Source organism: Rhizobium sp. WYCCWR 11152 (genome assembly GCF_013087615.1).
In the GTDB taxonomy this organism is placed as follows: Bacteria; Pseudomonadota; Alphaproteobacteria; order Rhizobiales; family Rhizobiaceae; genus Rhizobium; species Rhizobium indicum.
Genome location: NZ_JABFCP010000020.1, coordinates 175,266 through 200,705, shown reverse-complemented (window position 1 = coordinate 200,705; position 25,440 = coordinate 175,266). Strand labels below are relative to the sequence as shown.

At 61.1% G+C, this 25,440-nt stretch carries 24 protein-coding genes and 1 pseudogene; 11 read left to right on the top strand and 14 right to left on the bottom strand.

All coding sequences use genetic code 11. The features are described from left to right. Positions 1-17 precede the first annotated feature (17 nt). Complete coding sequence (locus tag G9X67_RS28415; RefSeq protein ID WP_138331819.1) at positions 18-449, bottom strand: hypothetical protein; 432 nt, start codon at positions 447-449, stop codon at positions 18-20. Positions 450-677: 228 nt separating this feature from the next. On the opposite strand from G9X67_RS28415, the gene G9X67_RS28410 reads away from it, so the two are divergent. From G9X67_RS28410 to ppa, 4 genes are all read left to right on the top strand, one after another. Then, positions 678-2,765 carry a M3 family metallopeptidase gene (locus G9X67_RS28410; RefSeq protein WP_138331818.1) on the top strand — a complete coding sequence of 696 codons (2,088 nt, stop codon included), beginning with the start codon at positions 678-680 and terminating at the stop codon, positions 2,763-2,765. Positions 2,766-2,922: 157 nt separating this feature from the next. Next, entirely contained in the window at positions 2,923-4,743 is a 1,821-nt protein-coding gene (gene typA, locus G9X67_RS28405) for a translational GTPase TypA (protein WP_062941305.1), read from the top strand. Between the two features lie 248 nt (positions 4,744-4,991). Continuing rightward, the gene (locus G9X67_RS28400) at positions 4,992-5,498 is read left to right on the top strand and encodes a GNAT family N-acetyltransferase (RefSeq protein ID WP_003543622.1); all 507 of its coding nucleotides are present in this window, start codon (positions 4,992-4,994) and stop codon (positions 5,496-5,498) included. A 200-nt stretch (positions 5,499-5,698) separates the two neighbouring features. Next, the gene (ppa, locus tag G9X67_RS28395; protein WP_171600208.1) at positions 5,699-6,232 is read left to right on the top strand and encodes an inorganic diphosphatase; all 534 of its coding nucleotides are present in this window, start codon (positions 5,699-5,701) and stop codon (positions 6,230-6,232) included. A gap of 4 nt (positions 6,233-6,236) precedes the next feature. Here the strand turns inward: ppa and G9X67_RS28390 are convergent, their stop codons facing one another. Both G9X67_RS28390 and G9X67_RS28385 read right to left on the bottom strand, forming a co-directional pair. After that, complete coding sequence (locus G9X67_RS28390) at positions 6,237-6,548, bottom strand: DUF167 domain-containing protein (RefSeq protein ID WP_171600207.1); 312 nt, start codon at positions 6,546-6,548, stop codon at positions 6,237-6,239. Further along, positions 6,545-6,835 (bottom strand): YggT family protein, encoded by a 291-nt coding sequence (locus G9X67_RS28385; protein WP_018448228.1) that lies wholly within the window; start codon positions 6,833-6,835, stop codon positions 6,545-6,547. Before G9X67_RS28385 ends, G9X67_RS28390 begins: the two co-directional genes overlap by 4 nt. 139 nt (positions 6,836-6,974) lie before the next feature. Between G9X67_RS28385 and G9X67_RS28380 the strand changes: the two genes are divergently transcribed. Further along, positions 6,975-8,222 (top strand): MFS transporter, encoded by a 1,248-nt coding sequence (locus tag G9X67_RS28380; protein ID WP_171600206.1) that lies wholly within the window; start codon positions 6,975-6,977, stop codon positions 8,220-8,222. Positions 8,223-8,225: 3 nt separating this feature from the next. On the opposite strand, the gene G9X67_RS28375 is transcribed toward G9X67_RS28380, so the two are convergent. From G9X67_RS28375 to hemC, 6 genes are all read right to left on the bottom strand, one after another. Next, positions 8,226-8,999 (bottom strand): glutamine amidotransferase, encoded by a 774-nt coding sequence (locus G9X67_RS28375; protein ID WP_171600205.1) that lies wholly within the window; start codon positions 8,997-8,999, stop codon positions 8,226-8,228. After that, positions 8,968-9,453 (bottom strand): TerB family tellurite resistance protein, encoded by a 486-nt coding sequence (locus G9X67_RS28370; protein WP_062941301.1) that lies wholly within the window; start codon positions 9,451-9,453, stop codon positions 8,968-8,970. The genes G9X67_RS28375 and G9X67_RS28370 overlap by 32 nt, the downstream gene beginning before the upstream one ends. Before the next feature lie 17 nt (positions 9,454-9,470). Next, positions 9,471-11,099 carry a heme biosynthesis protein HemY gene (locus tag G9X67_RS28365; protein ID WP_171600204.1) on the bottom strand — a complete coding sequence of 543 codons (1,629 nt, stop codon included), beginning with the start codon at positions 11,097-11,099 and terminating at the stop codon, positions 9,471-9,473. 4 nt (positions 11,100-11,103) lie between these two features. Beyond that, complete coding sequence (locus tag G9X67_RS28360; protein ID WP_171600203.1) at positions 11,104-12,372, bottom strand: COG4223 family protein; 1,269 nt, start codon at positions 12,370-12,372, stop codon at positions 11,104-11,106. A gap of 68 nt (positions 12,373-12,440) precedes the next feature. Continuing rightward, positions 12,441-13,148 carry a uroporphyrinogen-III synthase gene (locus tag G9X67_RS28355; protein ID WP_171600202.1) on the bottom strand — a complete coding sequence of 236 codons (708 nt, stop codon included), beginning with the start codon at positions 13,146-13,148 and terminating at the stop codon, positions 12,441-12,443. A 7-nt stretch (positions 13,149-13,155) separates the two neighbouring features. Then, on the bottom strand, positions 13,156-14,085 hold the full coding sequence (hemC, locus tag G9X67_RS28350) for a hydroxymethylbilane synthase (protein ID WP_138389465.1): 930 nt from the start codon (positions 14,083-14,085) through the stop codon (positions 13,156-13,158). Between the two features lie 72 nt (positions 14,086-14,157). On the opposite strand from hemC, the gene tsaD reads away from it, so the two are divergent. The 6 genes from tsaD to G9X67_RS28320 all read left to right on the top strand — a co-directional run bounded on the left by tsaD (position 14,158) and on the right by G9X67_RS28320 (position 19,421). Further along, the gene (gene tsaD, locus G9X67_RS28345; protein ID WP_171600201.1) at positions 14,158-15,255 is read left to right on the top strand and encodes a tRNA (adenosine(37)-N6)-threonylcarbamoyltransferase complex transferase subunit TsaD; all 1,098 of its coding nucleotides are present in this window, start codon (positions 14,158-14,160) and stop codon (positions 15,253-15,255) included. Further along, entirely contained in the window at positions 15,252-16,235 is a 984-nt protein-coding gene (locus G9X67_RS28340) for an NAD(P)H-dependent glycerol-3-phosphate dehydrogenase (protein ID WP_138331810.1), read from the top strand. Before tsaD ends, G9X67_RS28340 begins: the two co-directional genes overlap by 4 nt. Positions 16,236-16,244: 9 nt before the next feature. Next, a complete protein-coding gene (locus G9X67_RS28335; RefSeq protein ID WP_138331809.1) occupies positions 16,245-16,538 on the top strand; it encodes a YciI-like protein in 294 nt (97 codons plus the stop codon). Positions 16,539-16,540: 2 nt separating this feature from the next. After that, positions 16,541-16,972, top strand: coding sequence for an EVE domain-containing protein (locus tag G9X67_RS28330; protein ID WP_138331808.1), 432 nt, complete (start codon positions 16,541-16,543; stop codon positions 16,970-16,972). Further along, on the top strand, positions 16,969-17,661 hold the full coding sequence (locus G9X67_RS28325) for a methyltransferase (RefSeq protein ID WP_138331807.1): 693 nt from the start codon (positions 16,969-16,971) through the stop codon (positions 17,659-17,661). The genes G9X67_RS28330 and G9X67_RS28325 overlap by 4 nt, the downstream gene beginning before the upstream one ends. Before the next feature lie 80 nt (positions 17,662-17,741). Beyond that, on the top strand, positions 17,742-19,421 hold the full coding sequence (locus G9X67_RS28320; RefSeq protein WP_171600200.1) for a glycoside hydrolase family 3 N-terminal domain-containing protein: 1,680 nt from the start codon (positions 17,742-17,744) through the stop codon (positions 19,419-19,421). A gap of 606 nt (positions 19,422-20,027) precedes the next feature. On the opposite strand, the gene G9X67_RS28315 is transcribed toward G9X67_RS28320, so the two are convergent. From G9X67_RS28315 to dapA, 5 genes and pseudogenes are all read right to left on the bottom strand, one after another. Beyond that, entirely contained in the window at positions 20,028-20,441 is a 414-nt protein-coding gene (locus G9X67_RS28315; RefSeq protein ID WP_171600199.1) for a DUF3830 family protein, read from the bottom strand. After that, positions 20,438-20,713, bottom strand: a pseudogene (locus G9X67_RS35150) (hypothetical protein); the annotation flags it as partial. The pseudogene G9X67_RS35150 and the gene G9X67_RS28315, both read right to left, overlap by 4 nt. Before the next feature lie 157 nt (positions 20,714-20,870). Next, entirely contained in the window at positions 20,871-21,599 is a 729-nt protein-coding gene (locus tag G9X67_RS28305; RefSeq protein WP_171600198.1) for an amino acid ABC transporter ATP-binding protein, read from the bottom strand. Continuing rightward, positions 21,596-24,544, bottom strand: coding sequence for an FAD-dependent oxidoreductase (locus G9X67_RS28300; protein ID WP_171600320.1), 2,949 nt, complete (start codon positions 24,542-24,544; stop codon positions 21,596-21,598). Before G9X67_RS28300 ends, G9X67_RS28305 begins: the two co-directional genes overlap by 4 nt. Continuing rightward, positions 24,541-25,431 (bottom strand): 4-hydroxy-tetrahydrodipicolinate synthase, encoded by an 891-nt coding sequence (gene dapA / locus G9X67_RS28295; RefSeq protein WP_105007601.1) that lies wholly within the window; start codon positions 25,429-25,431, stop codon positions 24,541-24,543. The genes G9X67_RS28300 and dapA overlap by 4 nt, the downstream gene beginning before the upstream one ends. Positions 25,432-25,440 lie beyond the last annotated feature (9 nt).

Here is a 25,440-nt window from a genome sequence, read left to right as displayed (position 1 = left end):
TCGGCATCATGCTCCGATCAGCCATCCAGGAAATTGACGATCGATTTCAGCGTCTGGACCTCATTGGGATCGCCGATCGACATGGCGATCTGCAGCTGATTTTTGTAATAGTCGAGGAAATTGAAGCTGGTGCCGTCGGTGACGCTGGAGAGATCGATGATATTGCCGAGCGGATCGATCGCATGCATCGGCAGCGGTTCGGAGATCGCGGCGTAGGTGCTTTGATCGATCAGGCCACTGTCGAAACCTTGGCGTGCGTAATTGCGCAGTTCTCCAGGGCTGACCGCGGTGAAATCCGGGCCTTCGCCAACATCGTCTTCGATCTGGAACGAGGCCGGGGCGGGAGCTCTGGTCTCGATTTGAATATCAGAGGTCTTCGAACTTTTTGCGTTATTAGGATTGTTTTTAAAAAGCAAACTCTGAGAAGACCGCACAGAAAAAATTTCCATGGCGCATGTCCCCTTACAAGAAGATCACCTGGAAACTAGCGCTTGCGCGTGATTCGCGTCAATCGTTAACGATTGGTTAATTTTCACGTATCAATTGTTGTCCACCAGATTTGGCAGGCGCCCGCCAGATTTGGCAGGCGAGGCAAAAGGTCCTTCCCGGCAACATACCAATTCTATGACGGCTCTCCTATATTGACGATCCATCTGCATGCCAAAAGGAATTCTCCGATGCCTTCTCCACATGATTTCAATCCGGCGCTGGTGACCTGGGACGGTCTTCACGGCTTGCCGCGTTTCGATGCCCTGGATGACGGTGATTTTGCCGCCGCCTTCGAAGCCGCTCTTGCCGCGCATGAAAGGGAGATCGACGAGATCGCCGGAAACGGCGATGCGCCGACATTCGACAATACGGTCGTGGCGCTGGAGATTGCCGGCGATGCGCTGTCGCGTGTCTCGGCGCTGTTCTGGAACAAGGCAGGCGCGCATACCAATGATGTGATCCAGGCGCTGGAGCGGGAAATCTCGCCGAAGATGTCGCGCCACTATTCGAAGATCGGGATGAATGCAGCGCTTTTTGCCCGCATCGACACGCTCTGGGAGGGCCGCGAGAGCCTCGGCCTGACGCTCGAACAGACACGCGTGCTGGAACGCCACTGGAAAGGCTTCGTCAAATCGGGCGCCAAGCTTGAAAAGGCCGAGCAGGAAAAACTCGCCGCGATCAATGAAAAGCTTGCCGGCCTCGGCACGCAATTCGGCCAGAACGTGCTGGCCGACGAAAAGGCCTGGGCACTGGTCCTTTCGGACAGCGCCGAGCTCGAGGGCCTGCCGGAATTCCTTCGCGACGCGATGGCGGCGGCAGCGCGCGAACGCGGCGAGGAGGGCAAATATGCCGTGACGCTGTCACGCTCGATCATCGAGCCCTTTCTGACCTTTTCGGAGCGCCGCGATCTGCGCGAGCAGGCTTTCAAGGCGTGGGTGGCGCGCGGCGAAAATGACGGTGAGACGGATAACCGCGCTGTCATCAAGGAAACGCTGGCGCTCCGCCATCAGGTGGCGACGCTGCTTGGCTACGGTAATTTCGCCGAGCTGAAGCTTGACAACACGATGGCGAAGACGGCGGATGCGGTGAACGACCTGCTGAAGGCCGTCTGGGCGCGGGCGGTGAAACGCGCCGGCGAGGAAGAGGCCGATATCGCGGCACTGATCGCCGAGGAGGGCCGGAACCACGAGGTGATGCCCTGGGACTGGCGCCACTATGCCGAAAAGATCCGGGCGCGGAAGTTCGATTTCTCCGAAACCGAACTAAAGCCCTACCTGCAGCTCGAGAAGATTATCGAAGCGTGCTTCGACGTCGCCGGCCGGCTGTTCGGCGTCCGGGCCGTCGAGAAGAAGGGCGTGGCCGCCTATCACCCGGATGTCCGGGTGTTCGAAATCAGGGACCGCGAAGACAAGCTCGTCGCCCTGTTCCTCGGCGATTATTTCGCCCGCAGTTCGAAACGATCAGGCGCCTGGATGAGCTCGCTGCAATCGCAGCACAGGCTGGAGCTGAAGAACGGCCGCCACGGCGAATTGCCGATCATCTATAATGTCTGCAACTTCGCCAAGCCGGCTGAAGGCAAGCCGGCGCTGCTGTCGCTCGACGATGCCCGCACGCTGTTCCACGAATTCGGCCATGCGCTGCACGGCATGCTTTCGAACGTCACCTATCCCTCGGTTGCGGGCACCGGCGTTTCGCGCGATTTCGTCGAGCTGCCGTCGCAGCTCTATGAGCACTGGCTGACGGTGCCCGATATTCTGAAGCGTTATGCCGTGCATGTCGAAACCGGCGAGCCGATGCCGCAGGCCTTGCTCGACAAGGTGCTTGCCGCCCGCACCTTCAATGCCGGCTTCAATACCGTCGAGTTCACCTCGTCGGCGCTGGTCGACATGGCGTTTCACACGAGAACGACCGTCGAGGACCCGATGGCGGTGCAGGGCGAGGTGCTGGCCGAGATCGGCATGCCGAAATCGATCGTCATGCGCCATGCGACGCCGCACTTCCAGCACATCTTTTCCGGCGGCTATTCGGCCGGCTATTACTCCTACATGTGGTCGGAGGTGCTCGACGCCGACGCCTTTGCCGCCTTCGAGGAGACGGGAGACGCCTTCAACAGCGAGATGGCGCGCAAGCTCAAGGACAATATCTATTCCGTCGGCGGTTCGGTCGATCCGGAAGACGCGTACAGGGCCTTCCGCGGCAAGCTGCCGAGCCCGGATGCGATGCTCGTCAAAAAGGGACTTTCGACCTTCGAGGAATTGACAGGCAGCGACGCCTAAGACAATTTGATGACACGCTATGATGCGGCGGGGCGACAGCCTTGCCGCAGCTTTTGCGCGTTCCCCCCTTTCGCAAACGCAAAAAAAACTGTATGGACGCCCCAAACTAATAGGCGCGTCCTCTAGAGCGTGCGCCCCAGCCTCAGAGATTTCACATATGTCACTTCGCAATATCGCGATCATCGCGCACGTTGACCATGGCAAAACGACCCTGGTGGATGAGCTTCTCAAGCAGTCCGGCTCGTTCCGCGAAAATCAGCGTGTCGCTGAACGCGTGATGGACTCAAACGATCTCGAAAAAGAACGCGGCATCACCATTCTCGCCAAGGCGACCTCGGTGGAATGGAAGGGTGTCCGCATCAACATCGTCGACACCCCCGGCCACGCCGACTTTGGCGGTGAAGTCGAGCGCATTCTCTCGATGGTGGATGGCGCGATCGTTCTCGTCGACTCCTCTGAAGGCCCGATGCCGCAGACCAAGTTCGTTGTCTCCAAGGCGTTGAAGGTCGGTCTTCGTCCGATCGTCGCGATCAACAAGATCGACCGTCCTGATGGCCGCCACGAGGAAGTCATCAACGAAGTCTTCGATCTTTTCGCCAATCTCGACGCGACCGACGAGCAGCTCGACTTCCCGATCCTCTACGGTTCCGGCCGCGACGGCTGGATGAACGTCAATCCGGAAGGTCCGAAGGATCAGGGTCTTACGCCGCTTCTCGACCTGGTGCTCAAGCATGTTCCGGAGCCGACCGTCCACGAAGGTCCGTTCACGATGATCGGCACGATTCTCGAAGCCAACCCCTTCCTCGGCCGCATCATCACCGGCCGTATCAATTCCGGTTCCATCAAGCCGAACCAGGCCGTGAAGGTTCTCCACGCCGACGGCAAGACGATCGAAACCGGCCGTATTTCCAAGATCCTCGCCTTCCGCGGCATCGAGCGCACGGCAATCGACGAAGCGCATCAGGGCGATATTATCGCGATCGCCGGCCTTTCCAAGGGCACGGTCGCCGACACCTTCTGCGATCCTTCGATCACAATACCGCTGCCGGCGCAGCCGATCGATCCGCCGACCGTCACCATGTCCTTCATCGTCAATGATAGCCCGCTGGCCGGCACCGAAGGCGACAAGGTGACGAGCCGCGTCATCCGCGACCGTCTCTTCAAGGAAGCGGAAGGCAACGTCGCCCTGAAGATCGAAGAAGCCGAAGGCAAGGATTCGTTCTACGTGTCCGGCCGCGGCGAACTTCAGCTCGCCGTTCTCATCGAAACCATGCGTCGCGAAGGCTTCGAGCTTGCTGTGTCGCGTCCGCGCGTCGTGATGCACAAGGATGAAAGCGGCCAGCTTCTGGAGCCGGTCGAAGAAGTCGTCATCGACGTCGACGAAGAACATTCCGGTGTCGTCGTGCAGAAGATGTCCGAGCGCAAGGCCGAAATGGTCGAGCTGCGTCCGTCGGGCGGTAACCGTCTCCGCCTGCGTTTCTACGCGCCGACCCGTGGCTTGATCGGCTACCAGTCGGAGCTGCTGACGGATACGCGCGGTACGGCGATCATGAACCGCCTGTTCCACGACTACCAGCCCTACAAGGGTGTGATCGGTGGCCGCGTCAACGGCGTGCTGCTCGCCAACGCCCCCGGCGAAGCCGTCGCCTATGCGATGTTCAATTTGGAAGATCGTGGCCCGATGATCATCGAGCCGGGCGAAAAGGTCTATGCCGGCATGATCATCGGCATCCATTCGCGCGACAACGACCTTGAAGTCAACGTCCTGAAGGGCAAGCAGCTCACCAACATCCGCGCCGCCGGCAAGGACGAAGCGGTGAAGCTGACGCCGCCGATCCGCATGACGCTTGATCGCGCGCTCTCCTGGATCCAGGATGACGAGCTGATGGAAGTGACACCGAAGAATATTCGTCTGCGCAAGATGTATCTCGACGCAAACGATCGCAAGCGTTTCGAAAAGACGAAGGCGGCTCTCTGAGCGCCATTCAAAGTGCTGCAGCGTCTTGGGTCTCTCGAAAAGAGGCGCGGCGCTGGAGAGAAATCCTTAAAAACCCCGGCCTTCGCGCCGGGGTTTTTTTATTGTGCGCCGCGTCGATTCCGTCTTGTGACAATCGTTAAAAAAGCGTTAACTTTTGATCGTCGTCCACATATCAAGTCTGTGGGCAATCGATCACAATGCCTCTGTGCATATGGTTAGTTGCCTTCGGCGGGACCAGAGTAAACGTTATGAAGACGTTGTCGATCGATGTCCGGCGGGCCGAGCCGCAAGATGCCCGAGCCATATCGGAAACACATAGGCTTGCCTGGCAACACACCTATGCAGGCATCATTCCGCATCGCGCACTGACGCAGATGATCGAGCGGCGCGGCGAAAGCTGGTGGCGCAAGGCAACGCGCGGACCGGCGACGCTGCTGGTTCTCGATGTTGCCGGGACAGTCGCCGGCTACGCGACGCTCGGCCTCAATCGCGCCCGCGCTCTGCCGCAGGAAGGCGAGATTTACGAGCTTTATCTTCGGCCTGAGTATCAGGGCATCGGCCTTGGCAGGATGCTGTTCGGCGAGGCGCGCCGGCTCTTGAAGTCGCTCGGCTGCAACGGGCTGGTCGTCTGGTGCCTCGAGGATAACGAGACCGCCAGCCACTTCTACCGCAATCATGGCGGCGTCGATTTCTGCGAAGGCATGGAAAGTTTCGACCACAGGCAATTGAAGAAGATCGGCTTCATCTGGAGCTGAACGGCCATTCAAGGTGCCACAGTGCCCTCGGCGTCTGAAAAGACGCGCGGTACTGGAGTCGGCGTTCGCCTATCTCCTATTGGAAACTTTTGATGTGAATGTGGGCCAGTGCAGTCAAGCATTGGCGCTGTGCGATGTTGCGTTGCCACATGAAACTGATTATCTGGCTGCCAGCACATTCAACCTCGCGGGAGTTTCTTATGCGCATCGACGCCATTTCAATCGGTAATAATCCACCTGAGGACGTCAACGTTATCGTCGAGGTTCCGGTCGGCGGTCATCCCATCAAGTATGAGATGGACAAGGAAGCCGGCACGCTGGTGGTCGACCGTTTCCTCTATACGCCGATGACCTATCCGGGCAATTATGGTTTCGTGCCGCATACGCTGTCGGAAGATGGCGACCCGATCGACGTGCTGATCGCCAGCACCCGCCCGCTGGTTCCCGGCTGCGTCATCAATGTGCGCCCGATCGGCGTCCTGAAGATGGAAGACAATTCCGGCAAGGACGAGAAGATCATCGCCGTGCCGTCGCCGAAGCTGACGCTGCGCTATGAGAAGGTGAAGGACTACACCGATCTTCCCGAGATCACGCTGAAGCAGATCGAGCACTTCTTCGAGCACTACAAGGATCTGGAACCCGGCAAGTGGGTGAAGATCTTCGGCTGGGGCGACTCCAGGGAAGCAGGCGAACTCATCCTCGAAGCCGTCGAGCGCGCCAAGAAGAAAGGCTGATCGCTCAGCCTAAAAATATCTCGAGCTTTTTTACCAAATCCTCCGGATCGCCGTCGATCCGGAGGTTTTTTTTGCGCGCGGTCTCGCCCGAGATGAGGCTGACGCTGGATTTGGGAATGCGCAGGGATCTTGCGATCAAAAGGATGAGCGCCTTGTTGGCCTTGCCTTTCTCGGGCACGGCAGTGACGCGTGCCTTCAGGAAAGCTTCGCCCTCGCCGTCAGCCTCAACGCCGTCGAGAGCATCACGCCCGCCATTCGGCGTCAACCGGACGGCGAGGCGCAGATGGTCATAGAAAAGGCTCCAGGGACGGCTCAAGCGACCAGCGGGTACAGCGTGGTCCAAAGCAGGGTGCGCAGGAAGAAGATGATCAGCAGCAGGATGATCGGCGAAATATCGATGCCGCCAAGGTTCGGCAGCAGGCGGCGGATCGGCTTCAGCACCGGTTCGGTGACATTATAGAGGAATGTGCCGACCGAATTGACGAACTGATTGCTGGAATTGATAACATTAAAAGCATAGAGCCAGGAAAAAATGGCACTGGCAATCAGGATCCAGGTGTAAATATTCAAAGCCAAATCAATGGTTTGAAACAGCGCAAACATCATCGTCTCCAATTCGTTGTTGACAGACATGTAGACATTGGCGACTAAACGGGCAAGTGCCGTGTGGAAACGCACGGTGAATCATGTTTAACGGGCGGCTTTGCAGCTCTTCCGGCGCCCGTCTCCTCGGAAAACATCCATGTCGTTTTCGCCCACCGGAGACCGTTTTGCCGCGTTCCGGCATTCGTCCTACACGCGGTTCTTCTTCGCGCGCTTCCTGCTTTCCTTCTCGCAGCAGATCGTCAGCGTCGCGGTCGGCTGGCAGATGTACGACCAGACGGGCAGTGCGATCTATCTCGGCTTGATCGGTCTCGTGCAGTTCCTGCCGTCGCTGCTGCTCATCCTCGTCACCGGTTCGGTGGCCGACCGGTACAATCGCCGGGCGATCGCCTCCCTCTGCTCGCTGGTGAGCGCGCTCTGCACGCTGGCGCTGCTCGTCATGACTTTGATGGGAAGCTTCACGCCGCTGCCTGTCTTCGCGGTGCTTTTGATCTTCGGCATCGAGCGCGCCTTCATGTCGCCGGCAGTGCAGTCGCTGGCGCCCAATCTGGTGCCGGAGGAGGCACTCTCCAATGCGATCGCCTGGAATTCGTCGTCCTGGCAGCTCGCGGCAATCACCGGGCCGGTGTTCGGCGGCCTGCTCTACGGTGTCAGTGCGCCGACTGCCTATACGGTGGCGGTGATCTTTTCCGTGCTCGGTGCCGCCCTTCTCTACATGATCCCGAAACCGGTGCAGAAGACGACGGGCGAGACCAAGAGCTGGGCGATGATCCTCGGCGGCTTCAGTTTCATCCGCACCGAAAAGGTGGTGCTCGGGGCGATCTCGCTCGATCTCTTCGCCGTGCTGCTCGGCGGGGCCACGGCGCTGATGCCGATCTTCGCACGCGATATCCTCACCCTCGGTCCCTGGGGCCTCGGACTGCTGCGCGCCGCACCGGGACTTGGCGCCATCGTCATGGCGATCTTTCTTGCCGCCTATCCGCTCAGACATCGCGCCGGCATCTACATGTTCATCGGCGTTGCCCTGTTCGGCATCGGAACGATCATCTTCGGCATATCGACCAACACCGAGGTCTCGATCGCTGCGCTGGCGCTGATGGGAGCGGCCGACATGGTGTCGGTCTATGTGCGCGAGAGCCTGATTGCGCTCTGGACGCCGGATCAGCTGCGCGGCCGCGTCAATGCGGTCAATATGGTCTTCGTCGGCGCTTCGAACGAACTCGGGGAATTCAGGGCGGGCACGATGGCGGCGATCTTCGGCGCGGTGCCGGCGGTTGTCATCGGCGGGATCGGAACGCTTGTCGTGGCGGCGATCTGGGCGTCGAGTTTCCCCAAACTGCGCCGGATCGATACGCTCGACGCACCTACCCCAGCGCAATCGATTTAAGGATTAAGCGCGAAGGGCGATAGAAGACGTCGCCTTTGCTGTCTTTCCTTCGAAGACGATGTCGAGAAATTCGGTCAGCCAGGCTTTCAGCGGCGCGTCGAAGAGCATGCGGCCTTCGAGATGTTCGCGGCCCTGCTGGGCGTTCGGCAGGATGAAGCGATGGGCGCCATGCACGACCCAGCGATGCATCATCACCCGGGTCAGTTCGGCGTGGAACTGCAGGCCCCAGGCGTTGCCGTCGTAGCGGAAGGCCTGGTTCGGATAGGCGTCGCCTTCGGCCAGCAGGTCGGCGCCGCGCGGCAGCTCGAATCCCTCGCGGTGGAAATGGTAGACCATCTTCGGCCAGTGCATCAGCAGGCGACCCTTCTCGGTCGGGTGCAGCGGATACCAGCCGATCTCCGTCGAGCCGTCGGCATTCGACTGCACCTTGCCACCGAGATGACGGACCAGCATCTGCGCGCCGAGGCAGATACCGAGATAGGGGCGCTTTTCCCGCAGCGGAATGTCGATCCAGTCGATCTCCTTCTTGACGAAGTCATCGGGATCATTGGCGCTCATCGGCCCGCCGAAGACGACGGCGCCGGCATGGTCTTTCAGTGTTGTCGGAAGCGGCTGGCCGAGAACCGGGCGACGGATATCGAGGCGGTAGCCCTTTTCGACGAGCAATTGGCCGACACGGCCGGGGCTCGATCGCTCCTGATGCAGGACGATGAGGATCGGGCGGCTGTCGCGGTTCGGGTTTTGCTCAGTCGGCATCATCTTGCGCAACCTGGACATCTGTCACCCTGGCGGCGGCCTCCTGGCGCTTCTGGATGCGCTCGCGCGAGGAGACGCCGAGCAGATCGGCGATACGCCAGATCACATGGTCTTCCATCTCGCTGCGTTCGCCATCGGCATAGACGATGTCCCAGAGGATGCCGATCAGCTCCAGCCGTTGCTCGGTATTGAGATGGCGCTTCAGGTCGGCGGTAAAGCGATAATAGTCGACGGCGGAGCTTTCTGCCTCGAGGCCGGCGGCCATCAGAGCATCGAGCTGCTTGCCATCGAGCGCATACTGCTCCTTCAGGAGTTTGCGCAACCGTTTCTTCTCGCTGGCTTTGATCTGGCCGTCGGCTTCCATGACCTGCATGCAGAGCGCTGCCACTGCGATGCGCGGATCGTCAGGGGCAAAACCTTTCTTCGGGTTGTCGGCGGTGAGCTTCTGGAAAAATGCCTGAAAGCGTTCGAACATGCGGTTTTCGTTCCATTTCAAAAAAGGCGGAGCCGTGTCTTGGGTTCCGGTTCCACCCTGGGATCGCGAACGCCGGGATCATCCGGCAGTCCGCCAAAGAAAGGTTTCGCCTCGCTTGGCGCCGGCGCTTTATCGCTCCCGGCCGGTTCGACGGGTTTCGGTTTTGCCGATGTCGGTGCTGGTGCCGGTGCAGGCGTGGGGCGCACAGCCTCGGCAATCGTCGCGGCGCGTTCCAGCTCAATGATGCGATGGTCGTTGACCGGGCTTTCCGGCTTAACGTCACGCAGTGGCGGCAATGTCTTCAAGGCCGTTTCGATCGAGGCTGGCGCCGAACCGTCTTCGAGTGCACCCTCGATCTGGCCGAAGGGCGCCTTCCATTCGAAGGCGTCGAGACGGCCGGTCACCGGCGACACCGGCAGCCACTTGTCGGATACGAAGCCGTCTGCCACCCAGGCCGGATCGCGCGGCGCCTTGAGCGCCTGGGCCAGCCAGTGGCGCACGCGGCCCTGGTCTCCGGTCTCGGCTTCTTCGATGTCGGCCAAAAGCAGGTAGGCGGCTTCACGCGGCTGCATGCGCGCCGCCGCTTCCGCCTTGGCGCGAGCTTTGGCGAATTCCTGCGCGTCGAGGGCTGCCTGGGCGACGACGAGAAGGGATTCGACATTGTTCGGGCGCTGCCCTTCCAGCCGCTCGGCGCGCTTCAGCCGGTCGAGCGTCGAATCGCCGCTGCGGGCCCTGACATAGGCTTGGCCGATCTCGGGATGAGGTGCCGATTTCCATGCCTGTTCGAGGATCGAGGCGGCCTTGCGCACGCCGCCTTCGCGGAACAGCGCCTTTGCGGCGATAAGGGCTGCCGGAATGAAATCGGCGGCAAGCTTCAGCGCCTGCAGAGCGTCGTCGCGGGCACCCGTCGGGTTGCTTTCCAGCTTCTCGCCGGCGCGCGCCGTCAGGAGGACGGCGTGCAGACGGTTGGCTTCGGCCTTTTCGACGACGCGGGCGGCCTTTTGCTGTTCGAGCAGGCGGATCGCATCATCCCAGCGGCCGGCCTGGCTGCGATATTCGAGCGTCGCCTGTGCGGCCCAGGGCAGATATGGCGCGTTGTCGGCTGCCTTTTCGGCATATTGGCGGGCGGCCTCGTTGGCCCCGAGACGGCGGGCTTCCAGATAGAGGCCGCGCAGACCGAGTTCGCGCGTCTCGGGATCGTTGGCCATGGCCTCGAACTTGGCGCGCGCCTCATCATGGCGACCTTCGATCAGGGCGGCCTGGGCCTCGAGCAGGTTGATCAGCGGTTCCTGATCGGCGCGGATGAGGCCGCGCGAGCGGGCGGCCATCTTGCGGGCAAGCAGCGCGTTGCCGGCGCCGGCGGCGATCAGGCCGGTCGACAGCGCCTGATAACCGCGGTCCCGCTTGCGGGCGCGGAAATAACGCGTCACCGAATGCGGCGAGGTCCAGACCAGGCGGACGAACCACCAGGCGATCATCACGGCGGCGACGAGGGCGATGATCGCGCTGGCGGCGACGATCAGCTTCGTCTGGTAGATCTGGCCCTCCCAGATCAGCGAGAGGTCACCGGGACGATCGGCGAGCCAGGAGAAGCCATAGGCAAGAAGCAGCACGAAGAGGGCGAAGACGACAAGGCGGATCAGCATGGTCTTACCCCTCCTTGCCGGTGCCGGAGACCGCTTTCGACAGCGCCCCGCCGACCAGTTCCTCGACGCGGATGCGCGCTTCGAGGGATTGTTTGAAGGCGGCGGACGCCTGTTTGCCGAGGGCAGGCAGGCTGTTCCATTCGGCGGATGCGCCGGGCAGGTCGCCGTTCTTCACCTTCTCCTCCATGCGGGCGGCGATGGCTTCGACGCTTTCGCCCTCGATATTGCCGACGGGACGGACACTCACCAGCGACTTGGCGCTCGACATCAGCCGGTCCGACCAGCTCTGGTTCGGATCCGGCTGGTTGACGGCTTCGACGATCGCGGTGGCGACATCGGGAACCTCGCCCACCAGCTCGGTGCGTGAGGGAATGCCGGTCTCGGCAAAGGCTCTAAGGTCGGCGACGGCTGGATCGTCAGGCGCGACGCCGGCGAAGGTGTCGAGTTCGGCCAGGAACGGGCCACCGCGATCGATCGCCGCCTTCAGGGCGGCAGCGGCGATCGCCCGGGCAACGGCGACGTCCTCGCGCGGCTCGTTCAGCTTCTTTTCGGCCTCTTCGAGGCGCTTGGCGATATCGGCGCCGTTCGTCGTCTGCTGCTCGGAAGACTGGGCAAGCGTCGAGCGCAGTTGGTCGACCTGACCGGTCAGTTCTGCAATCTTCTGGTTGAGTGCATCGACATTGACAGAATCGGCCGGCGCGACGGCCGCGGGAGCCTTTGCAGCCGTTTCCAGCACAGCGACGCGTTTCGCAAGCTCGCCGTCATCTGTGCTCACCGGATTGGCGGCAAGGTTGGCGACGGCCTGTTTCAGGCCGTCGATCTCACCGGCAAGATCGGCTGTCTCCGGCGAGGTCGTCTGCGGCGCGGAGGAGCCCGGGAGGTAACCCGCATACTGGATGGCGCCGGCGCCAAGCAGCGCCACGAGGCCGCCGAAGATGCCGGCGGCAATGAGGCCGGAGGTGCCGGCGCTCTTCGGCGCGGGCTGTTCAGGAGGAGGGGTGAAGGAAGGTTCTGGAGCTGCCGGTTCCTCCTCCGGCGCATCCATCACAGGCTTCTCTTCATGTTCGGCATGCGACGCAGTCTCGGTTTCGGGCGCCAGGCCGACATCGCCGGTGGTGCTGTCGGCATCGCCGGTTTCATTGTCTACCGGTTTTTCGGTATCGGCTGCAGCGGCGAATTCCTGTGCATCGAGGTCGATCGTGACCGGTTCGTCGGCGCTCTTCGAATGGCGTGGCGGGTTTCCCGATACCATGAGGTCCTCTTTATCCTGCATTGCAACGAAACTAGACAGTGATGCCAGTTAAGGGAAGAGGTTAGATCAAATTTGGGCGGCTAGAGCCTTCAAAGCAGCGACAGAAGACTTTTCTCATCCGCCATCGGTGAAATCTCGACGCTTTTTTTCAGAGCCGTCGGGATGGCTTGCGCCACCGCCTCGCTGAGGCAGAGAAGGCGGGCTGTGCTGTGTTCCGGCGGCGCCAACCGCGGCTCCGGCAGACGAAAAAAATCCTCAGCCGTCTGGCGGGAATAGAAGAGGATGGCGTCCGGGTAACCGTCAGCAAAGATCGCGTCGATCTCGGCGGGATCGGGGGCGGTCGGCTGCATGCGGTAGCATTCGGCGACGGAAAAATGGATGCCGAGTTCGCGCAAACCTGATTCGAAAGTTTCGGCGCGGGGCCAGCCGGCAAGATAGAGCAACCCGTCGGCGCCCCGCGCCGCGACGAGATCGGCGAGATCACGGCCGTTGCCCTGGGATGAGGCGACCGATCGGAAGCCGAGGCTGCGCGCCTCTTGCGCCGTCGTTTCGCCGACCGCAAAAAGCGGACGGGCAAGATGCGGGTGAAGTTGCTCGCCGAGCGCGGAGAGGACCCTGATGGCTTCGGCGCTGGTCACCGCGATTGCGCCACTGGTGATGGTTAGCGCGTCCGCGGCGGCATCGCTGTCGTGCAGCGGCTGACGCAGCGGCAGCAGCAGCGGCTCGTAGCCCATATCGCGCAGACGTTGTGCGGTTCTAGTCGCCGAATGCGCGGGGCGGGTGACGAGCACGCGCATGGCCGCTTCAGTGCCAGTCGTCGAAAAAGGCGCTGCCGGCCCTGGCGCGCACGTCCTGGCCGGCGCGGGTGCCGAGTGCTGCCGCATCGCGGCGGTGGCCGTCGGTCGTCACCGCATGCTGGCTGCGGCCGTCGGGTGTGATGATGAGGCCGGAGAACCGGATCAGGTCGCCTTCGCAGACGGCATAACCGCCGATCGGCGTGCGGCAGGAGCCGTCGAGTGCGGCGAGGAAGGCGCGTTCGCAGGAGACGGTGTCGAAAGTCGGCGCGTCGTTGACCGGCGCCAGCAGATCGTCGACCCTGGCATCGCCGATGCGGCTTTCGATGCAGATCGCTCCCTGCGCCGGCGCCGGCGGGAAGGTGTCGGGGTCGAGGATATCGGTCAGCACGTCGACCTTGCCGAGGCGTTTCAGGCCGGCAAGCGCCAGCAGGGTCGCATCCACCTCGCCCTCTTCGAGCTTGCGCAGGCGGGTTTCGACCAGGCCGCGGAAGGTGATGACATTGATATCCGGCCGCATCCGGCGGATCAGCGCCTGGCGGCGGAGCGATGAGGAACCGACAGTGGCGCCATGCGGCAGGTCGATCAGTTTGCGCGCGGTGCGGCCGATGACGGCGTCGCGGATATCTTCGCGCGGCAGATAGGCGGAGAGATAAAGCCCCTCGGGCAGCTTCGTCGCCATATCCTTGGCGGAATGCACGGCGAAATCGAGCTCGCCGGCGGTAAGCTTCTGTTCGAGCTCCTCGGTGAACAGGCCCTTGCCGCCGATCTCGGCCAGCGACCGGTCGGTGATGCGGTCGCCCTTGGTCGTCAGCACGACGATCTCGAACATGTCCTCGGGCAGATGATGCGCCGCCATCAGCCTGTCGCGGGCTTCATGCGCCTGGGCAAGCGCCAGCGGGCTGCCTCGCGTGCCGATCCGGAAAGGTTTTGTTTGCATCCGTTCTATTCCGTTGTTACCGGAGTTCTCGTAAACGGGTTTCCATCCCATCGCAATCAACGAACAGGTTTCATGGTTCCCTTTCTGCGCATCCTTGGCATCGAAACGAGCTGCGACGAGACCGCCGCCGCGGTCGTCGAGCGCGATGCGGAGGGGCATTCCAACGTGCTGTCGGACGTGGTGCTTTCCCAGCTCGAAGAACATAGCGCCTATGGCGGCGTGGTGCCAGAGATTGCCGCACGCGCCCATGTCGAAGCGCTGGACGAGCTGATCGAGGAAGCGCTGAAGCGCGCCAATGTGTCGCTCGATGATGTCGACGCCATCGCCGCCACGTCGGGGCCGGGGCTGATCGGCGGGCTGCTGGTGGGGTTGATGACCGGGAAGGCGATCGCCAGAGCCGCCGGCAAGCCGCTCTATGCGATCAACCATCTCGAGGGCCATGCGTTGACGGCGCGGCTGACGGACGGGCTGTCCTTTCCCTATCTGATGCTGCTCGTCTCCGGCGGCCATACCCAGCTCATCCTGGTGCGTGGTGTCGGGCAATACGAACGCTGGGGCACGACGATCGACGATGCGCTTGGCGAAGCCTTCGACAAGACGGCAAAGCTGCTCGGCCTGCCCTATCCCGGCGGCCCGGCGGTGGAGCGGATGGCGCAGGCCGGCAATCCCGATCGCTTCGACTTTCCGCGGCCGCTGGTCGGCGAGGCAAGGCTCGACTTTTCCTTCTCCGGCCTGAAGACGGCGGTGCGGCAGGCGGCGCAGGATATCGCGCCGCTTAGCGATCAGGACGTCGCGGATATCTGCGCCTCGTTCCAGAAGGCGGTTTCGCGGACGCTGAAGGACCGTATCGGCCGTGGCCTGCAGCGATTCAAGACGGAATTTCCAGCGACTGGCGAAAAGCCGGCGCTCGTCGTTGCCGGCGGTGTCGCCGCCAATCTCGAACTGCGCGGCACGCTGCAGGCGCTGTGCGACAAGAATGGCTTCCGCTTCGTCGCGCCGCCGCTCAGGCTCTGCACCGACAATGCCGTGATGATCGCCTGGGCGGGACTGGAGCGGATGGCGACCGGCGCCGCACCGGATGCGCTCGACGTGCAGCCGCGCTCGCGCTGGCCGCTCGATTCCAATGCGGAAACGCTGATCGGTTTCGGAAAACGAGGGGCCAAGGCATGAGCGAAAACATCGCCGTCGTCGGATCGGGGGCTTTCGGCACGGCGCTTGCCGCGGTCATCGCGCTTGCCGGTCGCAGCGCCGTGACACTCGTCGGGCGCGATCCGTCACTGATTGCCGATCTGAAGTCCGAACGGCTGCATGATGCGGTACTGCCCGGCATTCTCCTGCCCGATACGCTGGAATTTTCTGCCGAGGCGGATGCGATCACTGGTGCCTCCATCGTGCTTTTTGCAATGCCGTCGCAGGCCCAGGCCGATGCGGCGCGGCAATACGGACCTTATCTTTCCAAGGATGCTGTCGTCGTCACCTGTGCTAAGGGTATCGAACGGGCGACCGGCAATCTTCTGACCGACATGCTGGAACGGGAACTGCCGGACCATTCCGTCGCCGTGCTCTCCGGTCCGGGTTTTGCCGCTGATATCGCCAAGGGCCTGCCGACGGCGATGGCGATTGCTGCAGCCGACATGGAAATTGCGGAGCGGCTCGCTCAGGCGATTTCCGGGCGGACCTTCCGGCTCTACGCTTCCAACGACCGGATCGGCGTGCAGCTCGGCGGCGCGCTGAAGAATGTGCTGGCGATCGCCTGCGGCATCGTCGAAGGCCGTGGCATCGGCGATTCCGCGCGCGCGGCGCTGATTGCGCGCGGGCTTGCGGAAATGTCGCGTTTCGTCGTCGCCAAGGGCGGCCAGGCGGACACGGTGCGCGGGCTTTCCGGCCTCGGCGATCTGGTGCTGACGGCAACGAGCCATCAATCGCGAAACCTGCGCTTCGGCATCGCGCTCGGGCGCGGCGAAAAGACCGACCCCCTGCAGGGTGCGCTGGTGGAAGGCGCGTTTGCCGCCTCCGTCGCCTCGCGGCTTGCGGCGGAATTGAAGGTCAGCATGCCGATCACCGATGCCATTTCCGCCATCATCGACGGCAAGCTCGATATATCAGAGGCGATAGAGCAGCTGATGACGCGTCCGATCACCACCGAATAGGAGACAGACATGCTTTTCGCCCTTCTCTGCAAGGACAAACCGGGACATCTGAACGTGCGCATGGATACGCGTCCGACGCATATCGAATATCTGAACAAGCTGAATGCCGAGGGCACGCTGAAGATCGCCGGCCCGTTTCTCGATGACGACGGCAAGCCCTGCGGCAGCCTGATCATCGTCGAAGCGGAATCGAAAGAGGCGGCGCGTTCGCTTGCCGATGCCGATCCCTATGCCAAGGCCGGACTATTCGAAAGCGTCGACGTCAAGGCCTACAACTGGGTCTTCAACAAACCGGAGGCGTGAGCATGGTGCACTGGCTCTATAAATCCGAACCCGCATCCTGGTCCTGGGAGCAGCAGAAGGCTGCCGGCGAAAAGGGCACAGAATGGACTGGCGTCCGCAACTATCTGGCGCGCAACAACATGCGGGCGATGCAGATCGGCGACAAAGGCTTCTTCTATCATTCCAATGACGGGCTGGAGATCGTCGGCATCGTCGAAGTCTGCGCCCTGTCGCATCCCGATTCTTCCGCCAAGGGCGATCCGAAGTGGGATTGCGTCGATATCCGCGCCGTCATGGACGTGCCGAAGCCGGTGACGCTGAAGGATGTCAAGGCGAGCGAGAAGCTCGCCAAGATGGCGCTCGTCACCTCGATGCGGCTTTCGGTGCAGCCGGTGACCGAGGAGGAATATCTCGAAGTCTGCCGCATGGGCGGACTGGACAATCCGCCGCGTTGAAGACCGACCCGCAAGCTTTCATCCGCGCCAATACCAGCCTGATGCCACCGCCGCATGTGCCGGAGATTTCGCTCCATCTGGCAAGCGAGGCGCATGAGCTCTGGTTGAAGACGGAGGAGGAGCTGGAAGCGATCGGCCTGCCGCCGCCCTTCTGGGCTTTTGCCTGGGCGGGCGGCCAGGGACTGGCGCGCTATGTTCTCGATCATCCCGAGACGGTGCGCGGCAAGCGCGTGCTGGATTTCGCCAGCGGTTCCGGCCTTGTCGGCATTGCGGCTGTGATGGCCGGCGCCCGGGAGGTCATGGCTAGCGATATCGATCCCTGGGCGGAGGCAGCAGTCCGGCTGAATGCCGAGGCCAATCGCGTTTCGCTCGGATTTACCGGCGCCGATCTGATCGGGCAGGCGGTCGATGCGGATGTCGTGCTTGCCGGCGACGTCTTCTACGATCGCGCGTTCGCCGATGCGCTCGTTCCCTGGTTCGCAAAGCTCGCAGCCGACGGCAAGAGGGTGCTGGTCGGTGATCCCGGACGCAGTTACCTGCCTCGGGATCGGCTGGAATTCTGCGCGGTTTATGAGGTGCCGGTGACGCGGGCGCTGGAGGACAGCGAAATCAAGAAGACGACAGTGTGGCGTTTCGCTATTTCGACGCGGCACGAGATATCCAAAATGTTCCCGACGAACTTAACCTGACATCACCGCGCTGGCTTATGACGGGATAGCGTGCATATTCACACGGGCTATCCGCAGAGCGTTGATCAACGGGGGAACTTATGACGATCTACGACGAGCTTCGCAAAGCGCCGTTCAACCTCGACGACGCGGCGATATCCTGGATCCGGGACGTCTATGCCTCGCTCGATCTCGATGACAAGATCGGCCAACTCTTCACCTTGATCATGATCGGGACGGATGAGGAGGATTTCAAACGCATTGCTTCACTAAGGCCGGGCGGCGTAACGCGCTTCTTCACGGCTGACCTCGAGTTCGAGCGGCGGGTCATCTCTGACCTCGTGGCCAAGAGCAAAGTCCCGCCCATCATCAGCGCAGACCTCGAAGGCAGCCGTCATTCCTTCGCTTTCGGCACTCCGGTGCTGGGCCAACTTGGTCTTGCCGCCGTCGACGACGTTCAGGCGACCGAGAAAAGTTCGGAAATCCTGGCGCGCGAGGGCCGCGCGATGGGCGTGCGTTGGTCCTTCACGCCAGTCATCGACATAAATGCCGCGTTCCGATCGCCGATTGTCGGTACGCGCTCATACGGCTCCGATGTCAACAAGATTGAGCGGCACGCGGTTGCCCATGTTCACGGTCTCCAACGAAATGGCGTTGCCGCTACCGCAAAGCACTGGCCGGGCGAGGGATACGACGACCGCGATCAGCACCTCGTTACGACGACCAATCCGCTTTCCATGGACGAGTGGAAGGAAACCTTCGGTCGGCTCTACGGAACGCTGATCACCGAAGGCGTGTTGGCAATAATGAGCGGGCACATTTCCCTTCCGGCCTATATTCGATCGAAGATGCCAGATGCCGGGCTTGAAGCCTTCCGACCGGCCTCGGTTTCACGGTTACTGAACGTTGATCTTCTCCGAGACGAACTCGGCTTCAATGGCATCATCGTCTCTGACGCGACACCCATGGGAGGGCTGTCCGCCTGGGGCCATCACCTCGATACGCTGCCTGATATCATCGCGAATGGCTGCGACATGATCCTCTTCAGCGATGCACCTGAGGAGGATATAGCGGCGGTCAAGGCTGCCGTCGAAGATGGGCGAATTACTCAGGAGCGACTTGAGGAAGCGGTTCTTCGCGTGCTGGCGCTCAAGGCGCATCTCAAACTTTTTCAACCGTCAGACGTCCTCCCCGATGCGGCGGAAGCGCGCCACCTGCTTGCGCATCCAGACAATGTCGCTGCATCAAGGGAATACATCGGCCGCTCGCCTACGCTTGTGAAGGACGTCAATGGTATCTTTCCGCTCGATCCGGCGAAAACAAAGCGCGTGCTGCTGGTCGACGGCGGCATCATTCATCCACTCATGCCGCAGCCACTGGAATTCCTACTACCCGCGCTGTTGCGGAAGGAAGGTTTCGAAATCTCGATCGACCGACCGGACATCGTGCCGACCCCCGACGACTTCGACCTCGTCCTCTACGCGCTAGGCGACGAGTCGCTGCTCGTGCGAGGCCGGATATTCGTCGACTGGCATAGGATGGGTGGTGGGGGCCTTTTCAAGGCGATGTACCGACCCTGGACGAATATTCCCTCCGTAATGATCTCCTTTGGGCACCCCTATCACCTCTACGATGCGCCGCGTGTACCGGCCTATATCAATGCGTACTCCACCATGGACAGCGTCCAGGAAGCCGTCGTTGATTGTATGCTCGGTCGCAAGCCCTTCCTCGGCACCAATCCGGTAGACCCTTTCTGTGGCCTTGAAGATGCGCGATATTGAAGTCGTTGGGAGCAGGCTGCCGGCCTATTGGAACGGGGCAACAGGCGCGTTCCAATGGACTATCCCGGCGACACAGTTCGTCAAGTGTCGCACGCACCGCATCCGTAGAAATGACGCCGCCTCGACGGGAATAGAACCGTCGGCACAGCACCGCCTTACCTGCTCGACAGGGCTATCACAGCGTCATTGCGCATCACCACCTCTATATGTGCGCAGAATGCTGAGAGACGGACGAGGAGGAATTGGCGGCGAAGCCATGAGCCTCTGCAGAAGAGACATCTTACGCGTTTTGGGCTGCTTCTGCGACGGAGGCAGTTCTTGCGCCGCTCTTTTCGCAAGTTCGAAGTCAAAATCAAAAGACATTTCGGGCCTCGTCCACCATTTGGAAATCTCGAAGAAAATCTCGAAGACTAGAATGCAGGAAACGTGCCAACCGCAGCGTCAGGCGGTGCCGGCACGCCGGCGTCAACCCTGTCGCCTCGCGCTATTGCGCCTAGAACAGGATGATTTTAGGCCGGGTCGGCCTAAAATCTGAATCCTGTTCTAAATTATATAGTTAGAGCATGATCTCAGCCGAAAACCGCCCACACTTTTCGGCATCATGCTCTAGGATTCGGCCTCAAATCGAATGGATTGCGCGCCTTCCCACAGCGTGAGGCGCCCTATTTCGGCGAGTTGGTCGAGATTGGATGTGATTGTGATGAAATGATTGCCAGCCAGTTGGCCCATTTTCGATGAAAAATCGACGCCTCCGTAGGCAAGCAGGATTTCCGTTTCGCTGATGCCTCCCGGGTAAAGGATGATATGACCGGGGGCCGGATGGCTCGTATGGTTCTCATAACCGACGCCGAAATCATGGTCGCCAAGCGGGATCCAAACGCCCTCGCCAGACCAGCGAACGTGGACGATTTTACCATCGAACGGCATCTGCTTGATGAATGCTTCACAGGTTTTGGGCGCTCTGGCAGTTTCCAGGACAGCGTCGAAGATGAAAGGCCCTGCTGTAATTTTCAGTTTCATGATGTCGCTCTTGTTAGATTTGACTGCTTGTTGATTTGTCTCGCCGCGGCTTTCCGATATTGCCCGTGGCCCTTGGTACCCACCTGGACGCCGTTTTCGACGACAGGCTTTCCGACGACAATTGTCGTTATCGGCCAGCCGGTGATCTCGATCCCCTCGTAGAGGGTGATCTCGATCCCCTCGTAGAGCGAATAGTCTGCGCCATCATGCAGTTCCGCATGACGGATGGTCCGTTCGATGGCTGGATCCCAGATCGCGATGTCCGCATCCGCCCGAGGCGTCGATCGTGCGCGCAGCACCCGACAGGCTCTGCCCGATCTGGACAATCTTGCCGTCTTTAATGCCGATATCCGCCTGGAAAACTTCCGCAGCAGTCGCAACCCGTGCCGTTCCGGATGATGAGATCGTAGTTGCTCACAAGCCTGACCTTCAGTGTTGCAGGATTTTGCCAAGGAAAGCTTCGGTCCGCGGATTGTGTTTTCCCGCGAAAAACTCCTCGCTCGGACGATCCTCGACGATCTCGCCCTGATCGATGAAAATCACGCGTGTCGCCACCCGGCGGGCAAATCCCATCTCATGGGTGACGACCATCATCGTCATGCCGTCCTTTGCCAGTCCGGTCATGACTTCGAGCACTTCGGAAATCATCTCTGGATCAAGCGCGGAGGTCGGCTCGTCGAAGAGCATTGCGAGCGGATCCATCGCCAGCGCCCGCGCGATCGCCACGCGCTGCTGCTGCCCGCCGGAGAGTTGGCTTGGATATTTTTTCGCGTGGTCCGTCAGCCCGACGCGATCAAGAAGCGCCATGGCCTTGGCGTGGGCTGCCGTTTCGCTGCGGCCAATGACAATCTTCTGCGCCAGCATGATATTGTTGATGATCGTCAGATGCGGAAACAATTCGAAGTTCTGGAAGACCATGCCTACCCGTGTGCGAAGGTTTGGCAGATCGGTCATCGGGTCGCCGACTTCGATACCATGCACCCGGATCGAACCTTCCTGAAACTGCTCAAGCCCGTTGACGCATTTGATCAATGTCGATTTGCCCGACCCCGAGGGACCGCAGACAACCACGACCTCACCGCGCTCAACGTTCACCGAGCAGTTCTTAAGGACAGCGAACTGACCGTAATATTTGGTAACGCCAGTGATCTCAATCATGCCCGGCCTTTCTGGAAACGCGCGATGGAAAAGGGTTGCAAGGCTCGATCGGTCTCGCGACCGAGAACGAGCCGGGATGTTAACTGGCCGACGATCGGGCCGAGCGTATAGCCGTTTGAAGTGACGGCGTTGAAGAACCCGGGCATTGACGGATGTTCACCGAGGATCGGCGCACCGTCGATGTTGATGTTCATCGCCGCCCAGCTTCGGATGACGTGAAGTTTGCGCAGAGCGGGAACGACGTGCTGGGCAACCCAAAGGTTCCCCTCAAGGCTCGACAGTAGCGGGCGTGGATGTTGGTGGACGGGATCGAGGCCTGCGGTCCAGCCGCCGCCGATAATGAAGTTCCCGTTTGCCGCCTGCTTGAGTGTCAAATGGCGGTCGGCATGGGCGACGAGACACGAGATCAAAGGTGCTGCGGCCTCGGTAACCACCATCTGCAGCGGAGCACCGAATACCGGCACGTCGACACCGAGCATCGCGCCGATCCTTGAAGCGAAGGCTCCGGCTGCATTGACGATCCGTTTTGCCCGCACTATGCCCCTCGATGTCTTGACCTCGAACCCGTCGTCCGAGGTCCTTATCCCGGTGACCTCGCAATTTTCGAAGAGTTGAGCGCCGTCTCGCCGTGCCGCCTCCAATATATATTGCGTCGCGACGAGAGGATTGATCTTGCCCTCCTGGGAGCAGTAGGCAGCGCCGACGAAGTGAGAAGACAGAGCAGGCTCCAGGGAGCGCAGTTCCTCTTGCCCGATCAAGCGGCAATCGATCCCGGCCGCGCACTCCACCCCGACCTTTTCCGCCAGAAAACGCATGTGGTCATCGGTTTCGGCCACCATGAGGCCGCCTGTGACCTTCATCTCGAAATCCTGTCCGAGCTCGCTTTGCAGCGCCGCCCAAAGAGCGATTGAATCACGCTGGAGGGGAAGTGTTTGAGCGGCCGCTCCGCCGCCACCTTCGGCACGGGCACCGTGGTCGAAGGAAAGCAGCTGGGCATGAAGGCTTCCTGCATTCCCTCCAGACGCCAGCGAGTTCGCAAAAGCGCGCTCCACCACCACAACGTCCTCGCCTTCCCTGGCAAGGAAGAGCGCCGTCGAAAGGCCTGCAATGCCTGCGCCGATTACCAGCGTGGATGTTTCCGCCACCGGCAAAGCTTGAGGATTCGCCACTGGGGGTTTTTCCGGCAAAAGTGCGCGCTTGTGGCCGCCCCATTCCGGCTTTTCGACCGCAAGCGCCGCCAGCGGAATAGGTCGAAGTGGCATTTGTGGAGCCAGAAAACCGCTTGTTTCGCCAGTGAGGTGCCGTTCTTTGACGACGTCAGCGATCGCTTTGCCGCAGTAGCGGCTCTGACACCGCCCCATGCCTGCACGCGACAGGCGCTTTAATGTCGAAACGTCCTGCGCACTATCTGCGCTGAGCGTCCTCAAGACACCGTGAGTCACCCCTTCGCAACGGCAGATCAATGCATCATCTGGCGGAATTGCCGTCTTTGTCTTTGCATCGTCCTTCGGCGCAAAGACCTGCCAAAGCGCCCCCTGAAACCGTCTATGGCGGGCGAGCCTTTTCGCTGTGCTTTCGTCGGATTGGACAAGGAGGCCCAATTTTCGCGCAATCGCGGCGGCGGCGATCTGCCCTTCCGCCATCGCAACATGCGCGCCGCCGAAACGCGCCGCTTCACCGACAATATGCACGTTTGCAAGCGTTGTCTGACCGTCGAGACCTCGCACTGCCCGCAGATCGCCGTCGATGACCTCATGGTTGCAGCCGAGTAGCCGGGACAGCTCATTGGAGGATGTGAAATTACCGCCGATAAGGACGGTGTCAGCATCGAGATTGGTCTCACCGCCTGGTCCGGCGAACGTGACGCTCTCCACACGCTCCGAGCCGTTGATCGAGGTGAGCACGCTATTCCAGCCTATCTTGACGCCCGCGGACCTCAGCGTCGATATCTGGCGCAATCCGTGGCGGGCGAGGGCGGGATCCGTTGTCAGGAGGCCGAGGGCTGCCAGCGGCCGAGACCAGGGTGGCGGGGCTGCTTCCAGCAAGGCGACTATGGAGGCTCCTGCCTTTCGAAGTTCGTTTGCGACCTGCATATTCAAAGGACCGTTTCCGGCGACAATGATCCTTCGGCCGGGAACGGTGCCATAGCTCCTCAGCAACGTCTGGGCGGCCCCTGTTGTCATCGCACCAGGAAGTGTCCAACCCCTCAACGGCGTTGGGCGTTCGTAGGCCCCCGTCGCGATGATGAGTATTTTCGGCTTGCAGTAAAACGCATGGCCGGACCCATAGCAGGCGATAATAAGCGAACCGTCGTCGTCACGTGCGGCACCCCACACCACTGTAGCACTTAGAAATGTCACGCCATGGTCGCGCACGTCCCCTATAAGCGCTGCGCCGGATAAAGCCTGCTCGTCACCACTCAATCGCTCGGCGGCGCTCCGTGTCGAGGGCTGTTTGAAATACTGCCCGCCGGCAGACGGCCGTTCATCAATGACAGTCACCTTGGCGCCGGCCGCAGCAAGGACCTGCGCGGCGGCAAGCCCCGCGGGCCCCGCTCCGACGATGAGAACGTCCATCGTCCTTGTCGTCAAGGAATGCGCCACACTGCAGAGATCGGCAATCTGACCAGTGGCAAGGTCGGGCCGCGCAGCAGGACGCAGGACCTGCATGTCATCCTCGACGATGGTCATGCAGGCCCGCTGGCTGACTTTTCCGTCGATCGTCACGAGGCAATCGTGACAGACACCCATTCCGCAGAAGAGGCCACGGCCGTCGCCTTTGATGCCTCGGGAAAATTCATGCCGCCCCGTCGCCTCGATGGCGGCGGCAACAGACATGCCCTTTTCGGCAAATATCTGCAGACCGTCGACCGAGAGCCTGACCCGTGCATCGTCGGGCCTCAAGCTCTGGTTTATGGAAGCGACGGGCATCATGGAATTCCTCAGGCGCCGAACGTCAGACCGAAATCGGCCACCAGCTTCTTCATGGCGGCATCCTGCGCGGGCGGCAACGGCAGGCGCGGCGGACGCGGCAGGCCTGCGCCAAATCCCATGTGGGTCAGCAGTGACTTCGTTCCTGCGACATAGGCCTGGCCCCCGACCGCCTGAATGACAGGCAGCCATTTGAGGTAAAGCTCTCTTGCCTCGTCGAACTTTTTCTCATTTGCGACGAGTTCGAAGATCCGCGCCATCGGTCCTGGCGCAACATTTGAAGCCACTGCCACCCAGCCCTGCGCACCCATGACGAAAGACTCGAACCCGAGAATACCCCCGAACACAGTCATATCGTCGCCAGCCAGCCGGATGATATCGCGCACGCGCGTCACTTCGAGAGTGGACTCCTTGATATAGTCGCAGCCGTCGATTTCGGCGATGCGCTTGACCAGCTCCGGCGTCAGGTCGACGTTTGCGGTCGCGGGATTGTTGTAGACCATAATCGGGATGGCCACGGCAGACGCAATGCTCTTGTAGTGATGAACGAGTTCGTCATCCGTTGGGGTGGAATAGAACGGCGGAATAATCATGACGCCGTCAGCTCCCATTGCCTCGGCCTTGACGCTAAGGCGAATGGACTCCCGCGTATCTTCCGCTCCCGTGCCGATCAGAACAGGCACCCGTCCCGCGACAGTTTCGATGACGGTCCTCGCCACACTATCGCGCTCTTCCTCGCTGAGCGATAGAAACTCACCCGTCGATCCAAGAGGGATCAGGCCATGGATACCTTCCTTGACCTGCCAGTCGGTAAAGGCAGCCAGCCCCTTCAGATCGACCGCGCCGCTGGGATCCAACGGAGTAATCATCACGGTGTAGACACCGCGGAATGTCTTCTGCATTTGAAAATC